The sequence below is a fragment of the Micromonospora sp. URMC 107 genome, from assembly GCF_051386315.1.
In the GTDB taxonomy this organism is placed as follows: domain Bacteria; phylum Actinomycetota; class Actinomycetes; order Mycobacteriales; family Micromonosporaceae; genus Micromonospora.
On sequence record NZ_JBPQTK010000204.1, the window covers coordinates 1 to 6,410 of the forward strand.

At 77.3% G+C, this 6,410-nt stretch carries 2 protein-coding genes and 1 pseudogene; all 3 read left to right on the forward strand.

The genetic code is table 11. From position 1 onward, the window contains the following. On the forward strand, positions 1 to 3,586 hold a 3,586-nt coding region (gene cobN / locus ACSNN9_RS27235; protein WP_436676131.1), incomplete at its 5' end, for a cobaltochelatase subunit CobN. Further along, positions 3,583 to 5,798: pseudogene (locus ACSNN9_RS27240) on the forward strand (VWA domain-containing protein); the annotation flags it as partial. The gene cobN and the pseudogene ACSNN9_RS27240, both read left to right, overlap by 4 nt. Before the next feature lie 107 nt (positions 5,799 to 5,905). Further along, the coding region (gene cobO, locus ACSNN9_RS27245) for a cob(I)yrinic acid a,c-diamide adenosyltransferase (RefSeq protein WP_436676132.1) at positions 5,906 to 6,410 on the forward strand (505 nt) is incomplete at its 3' end.

The following is a 6,410-nucleotide window of genomic DNA, read 5'->3' on the forward strand; positions in this document are numbered from 1 at the left end:
CACCCGGGTCGCCGCCGACGCCGTGCCCGCGCTGCTCGACGGCGTCGACCTCGCCGTCGTACGCCTGCTCGGCGGCCGGCAGGCGTGGCCGGACGGGCTGGCCGCGGTGCTGGCCTCCGGCGTGCCGACGGTCGTGCTCGGCGGCGAGAACGTGCCGGACGCGGAGCTGATGGCGGCCTCCACCGTGGCCTCCGGGGTGGCCACCCAGGCCCTGGCCTACCTGGTCGAGGGCGGGCCGGAGAACCTCGCCCAGCTCGCCCGGTTCCTCTCCGACACGGTGCTGCTCACCGGCGAGGGGTTCGAGCCGCCCGCGCCCACCCCGACGTACGGCATCCACGGCGAGCGGCCCGCGCGGCCGGACCGGCCGACCGTCGGGATCGTCTTCTACCGGGCGCACGCCCTCGCCGGGAACACCGGGTTCGTCGACGTCCTCGCCGATGCGGTCGACGCGGCCGGCGGCGACCCGCTGCCCATCTACTGCGGCTCGCTGCGCGGCCTCACCGCTGGCGCGGGGCCGCTCGGGCTCTTCGCCCGCTGCGACGCCCTGCTGGTCACCGTGCTCGCCGCCGGCGGCACGGTCGCCGCCGACGCCTCCGGCGGGGGCGACGAGGACGCCTGGGACGTGGGCGCGCTCGCCGCCCTGGACGTGCCGGTGATCCAGGCGCTCTGCCTGACCAGCACCCGCGAGCAGTGGGCCGCCAGCGACGCCGGGCTGTCCCCGCTGGACGCCGCGATGCAGGTGGCGATCCCCGAGTTCGACGGCCGGATCGTCACCGTGCCGTTCTCGTTCAAGAAGATCGACGCCGACGGGCTGTCCACGTACGCGGCCGACCCGGAGCGGGCCGCCCGGGTGGCCGGCATCGCCGTGCGGCACGCCCGGCTGCGGCACGTGCCCCAGGCCGACAAGCGGCTCGCGGTCGTGCTCAGCTCGTACCCGACGAAGCACTCCCGGGTCGGCAACGCCGTCGGCCTGGACACCCCCGCCTCGGCGGTCCGGCTGCTCGCCGCCCTGGCCGACGCCGGCTACGACCTCGGCGACGCCCCGGTGCCCGACGACGGCGACGCGCTCATCCACGCCCTCATCGCCGCCGGTGGCCACGACGTCGAGTGGCTCACCCCGGAACAGCTCGGCGCCGCCGAGGCGCGGGTGCCGGGGGAGACGTACCGGCGGTGGTTCGCGCAGGTGCCGGCGGAGCTGCGGGACCGGATGCTCGCCCACTGGGGCGAGCCGCCCGGCGGGCTCTACACCGACGGCGGCGACATCGTGCTCGCCGGGCTGCGCTTCGGCAACGTGGTGCTGCTGATCCAGCCGCCGCGCGGCTTCGGCGAGAACCCGATCGCCATCTACCACGACCCGGACCTGCCGCCCAGCCACCACTACCTGGCCGCGTACCGCTGGCTGGCCGCGCCCGCCGCCGACGGCGGTTTCGGCGCCGACGCCGTGGTGCACCTGGGCAAGCACGGCACCCTGGAGTGGCTGCCCGGCAAGGGCCTCGGGCTGGCCGCCGACTGCGCCCCCGACGCCGTCCTCGGCGACCTGCCGCTGGTCTACCCGTTCATCGTCAACGACCCCGGCGAGGGCACGCAGGCCAAGCGGCGCGCGCACGCCGTGGTCGTCGACCACCTCGTGCCGCCGATGGCCCGCGCCGAGACGTACGGCGAGCTGGCGAAGCTGGAGCAGCTGCTCGACGAGTACGCCACCGTGCAGGCCCTCGACCCGGCCAAGGTGCCGACCGTGCGGGCCCAGATCTGGGACCTCGTGCGCGCCGCCGAGCTGCACCACGACCTGCACACCGAGCGGATGCCCGACGCCGACGACTTCGACGACTTCGTGCTGCACCTCGACGGCTACCTGTGCGAGGTCAAGGACGTGCAGATCCGCGACGGCCTGCACGTCCTCGCCGGCGTGCCCACCGGCGAGCCCCGGGTCAACCTCGTGCTCGCCGTGCTGCGCGCCCCGCAGGTCTGGGGCGGCGCCCGCGCGCTGCCCGGCCTGCGGCAGGCGCTGGCCGCCGCGTACGGGCTGGACGAGCAGGCGCTGCTCGCCTCCCCGGGGGAGCGGCTGGCCGTGCCCGAGGAGCTGACCGAGACCGTGGACGGGCCGGGCGTCACCGCCGCCGACGCGGTCGACCTGATCGAGGCCCTGGCCCGCCGGCTGGTCGTCGGCATGGAGACCCTCGGCTGGGACGCCGACGCCGTCGACGCGGTGGTCGAGGAGGTGGCCGGGCGGGCCGTACCCGACGCCGCCGCGGTGCTCCGCTTCGCCGCCACCGAGCTGGTGCCCCGCCTGAACCGGACGACCGACGAGATCGACCGGGTGGTGGGCGCGCTCGACGGGCGGTTCGTGCCGCCCGGCCCGTCCGGCTCGCCCACCCGGGGCCTGGTCAACGTGCTCCCCACCGGCCGGAACTTCTACTCCGTCGACCCGAAGGCCATCCCCAGCCGCAACGCCTGGGACGTCGGCGTGGCCCTGGCCGACTCGCTGCTCGCCCGGCACCTCGCCGACACCGGGGAGTACCCCCGCTCGGTCGGGCTCACCGTCTGGGGCACCAGCGCCATGCGCACCCAGGGCGACGACATCGCCGAGGTCCTCGCCCTGCTCGGCTGCCGCCCGACGTGGGACGACCGGTCCCGCCGGGTCACCGGCGTCGAGGTGGTGCCGACGGCGGAGCTGGGCCGCCCCCGGGTCGACGTCACCGTGCGCATCTCCGGCTTCTTCCGCGACGCCTTCCCGCACGTGGTCGCGCTCATCGACGACGCGGTGCGGCTGGTGGCCGCCCTCGACGAGCCCGCCGAGGAGAACTTCGTGCGCGCGCACGTCGCCGCCGACCTCGCCGAGCACGGCGACGAGCGGCGGGCCACCGCGCGCGTCTTCGGCTCGAAGCCGGGGGCGTACGGGGCCGGGCTGCTGCCACTGATCGACGCCCGCAACTGGCGCAGCGACGCCGACCTCGCCGAGGTGTACGCCGTCTGGGGCGGCTACGCGTACGGGCGGGGGCTGGACGGGCGGGAGGCGCGCGCCGACATGGAACGCTCCTTCGCCCGGATCGCCGTGGCGGTGAAGAACCAGGACACCCGCGAGCACGACATCGTCGACTCCGACGACTACTTCCAGTACCACGGCGGGATGGTGGCGATGGTCCGCCACCTCACCGGCGCCGCCCCGGCCGCGTACGTGGGGGACTCGGCGATGCCGCACGACGTGCGCACCCGCACCCTCGGCGAGGAGACCCGGCGGGTGTTCCGGGCCCGGGTGGTCAACCCGAAGTGGATCGCCGCGATGCGCCGGCACGGCTACAAGGGCGCCTTCGAGCTGGCGGCCACCGTCGACTACCTGTTCGGCTACGACGCCACCGCCGGCGTCGTCGACGACTGGATGTACGAGCACCTGACCGCCGCGTACGTCTTCGACGACACCACGCGGGAGTTCCTGGAGCGGTCCAACCCGTGGGCGCTGCGCGGCATCACCGAGCGGCTGCTGGAGGCGGCCGACCGCGGCCTGTGGGCCGAGCCCGAGCCGGCCACCCTGGACCGGCTCCGCGAGACGTACCTGGCCAGCGAGGGCGACCTGGAGGAGCGGCAGTGAGCGCGAGGAGTGAGCCGGTCCTGCGAGCCCCGCAGTCGCGAACGGAGGCGGCCCAGTGACCACCTACCCGTTCAGCGCGGTGCTCGGCATGGACGACATGCGGCTGGCCCTGCTGCTCAACGCCGTCTCCCCGGCGATCGGCGGGGTGCTGGTACGCGGCGAGAAGGGCACCGCCAAGTCGACCGCCGTCCGGGCGCTCGCGGCGCTGCTGCCGCCGGTCGACCGGGTGGCCGGCTGCCGCTTCGCCTGCGACCCCGCCGCCCCCGACCCGTCCTGCCCGGACGGCCCGCACCCGGCCGCCCCGCCCGCCGAGCGGCGGCCCGCCCGGCTGGTGGAGCTGCCGGTCGGCGCGGCCGAGGACCGGGTGGTCGGCTCGCTCGACCTGGAGAAGGCGCTCGGCGAGGGCGTGCGCGCCTTCGAGCCGGGCCTGCTCGCCGCCGCCCACCGCGGGGTGCTCTACGTCGACGAGGTCAACCTGCTCCACGACCACCTGGTCGACCTGCTCCTCGACGCCGCCGCCATGGGCCGCTGCCACGTGGAGCGCGAGGGCGTCTCGGTCAGCCACGCGTCCCGGTTCCTGCTGGTCGGCACGATGAACCCGGAGGAGGGGGAGCTGCGCCCGCAGCTGCTGGACCGGTTCGGGCTGACTGTGGAGGTCGGGGCCAGCCGCGACCCGGCCGTACGCGTCGAGGTGGTCCGCCGGCGGCTCGCCGCCGACGCCGACCCGGCCGGGTTCGCCGCTCGCTGGGCCGACGCCGACGCGCAGGTCGCCCGCCGGGTCGCCGCCGCCCGGCAGCGGCTGGAGCACGTGCTGCTGCCCGACGCCGCGCTGCGCCAGATCGCCGAGGTGTGCGCCGCTTTCGACGTGGACGGCATGCGGGCCGACATCGTCACCGCCCGTACCGCGCTGGCGCACGCCGCCTGGCACGGCCGGGACGCGGTCACGGTGGAGGACGTGCGGGTCGCCGCCCGGCTGGCCCTGCCGCACCGGCGCCGCCGCAACCCGTTCGACGCGCCCGGACTCGACGACAAGCGCCTCGACGAGGCCCTGGACCGGGCCGGCGACGACGATCCCGACGACGACCCGGGCGGCGGTCCGGACCCGGGCCCCGACGGCGGCGGGCCGGGCGGCCGGGGCCCCGACGACCCGGGCGGTGGCCCGGCCGGGGCGGGCGGCGCCCCGGACGACGGCGGCAGCGCGCCGCCCGGCACGGACGCGCCGGGCCTGGCGCGCGACGGCGACCCCGGCCGGGACGGTGGCGAGGGCACGTGGCCGGACCGGCCCGGCGACGACACCGGGCGTCCGACCGACGCCTCGGCCAGCCCGCGCGAGGCGGGCGCCGGGGACCCGGACGACGCCGGCGCCCCCGGCCGGACCGGCCCGGCGGACGACCGGCCCGGCGGCGGGCCACCCGTGGCCGTACCCCGGCAGGGCCTGAAGGCCCGGCTGCTCACCGCGCCCGGGATCGGCGACGGGGTGCCCGGCCGCCGCTCCCGGGCCCGGACCGGGCGCGGCCGGACCACCGGGGCGCGGGTGCCGGCCGGCCGGGCCGGCGTGCTGCACCTGCCGGCGACCGTCCGGGCCGCCGCCCCGCACCAGGCCGCGCGCGGCCGGGTCGGCGGGCCGCTGCGGCTGCGCCCCGACGACGTGCGGGAGGCGGTCCGCGAGGGACGCGAGGGCAACCTGGTGCTCTTCGTCGTCGACGCCAGCGGCTCGATGGGCGCCCGGGCGCGGATGGCCGCCGTCAAGGGCGCCGTGCTCGCCCTGCTGACCGACGCCTACCAACGCCGGGACAAGGTCGCGGTGGTCGCCTTCCGGGGCGCCGCCGCGCAGCTGCTGCTGCCGGCCACCTCGTCGGTGCTGGCCGCCTCCACCCGGCTGGCCGAGCTGCCCACCGGCGGGCGCACCCCGCTGGCCGAGGGGCTGCTCGCCGCCGCCGACCTGCTGCGGGTGGAGCGGCTGCGCGATCCCCGCCGCCGACCCCTGGTGCTGGTGGTCACCGACGGCCGGGCCACCGCCGGCGAGCGCCCGCTCGACCGGGCGGCCCGCGCGGCGGGCGTCCTCGCGGCCACCGGCGCATCCTGCGTCGTCGTCGACTGCGAGACCGGCCCGGTCCGCCTGGGCCTGGCCCGCCGCCTCGCCGCCCAACTGGACGCCACCCACCACCGGCTCGACGAGGTGGCCACCGCCCCGCTCACCACCCTCGCCACCCACCCCGCCCCGCGATCCCGCACCTCCGGCGCCCCGGACGAGGCCGCCGACGGCGCGGGCGCGGACGGGGCCGGCGCGGGTGCCCGATCGACAAGGAGCGTCGCCTGATGCCGCAGGGAAAGCCGTCCCACGTGCCCGCCGACGGGCTGACCACCCGGCAACGGCGCCACCGGCCGCTGCTGATCGTCCACACCGGACAGATGAAGGGGAAGTCGACCGCCGCGTTCGGGCTGGCCCTGCGCGCCTGGACGGCCGGGCTGCCGGTCGGGGTGTTCCAGTTCGTCAAGAGCGCCAAGTGGCGGGTGGGGGAGGAGAACGCCTTCCGCGCCCTCGGCGAGGTGCACGAGCGCACCGGGCAGGGCGCCCCGGTCGCGTGGCACAAGATGGGCGAGGGCTGGTCCTGGATCCAGCGCGGCGGCGAGGCCGACCACGCCGCCGACGCCCTGGAGGGCTGGCGGCAGATCCAGCGCGACCTCGCCGCCGAGCGGTACGGCCTCTACGTGCTCGACGAGTTCACCTACCCGATGAAGTGGGGCTGGGTGGACGTGGACGAGGTCGTCGACACCCTGGCGAACCGCCCCGGCTTCCAGCACGTCGTGATCACCGGCCGGG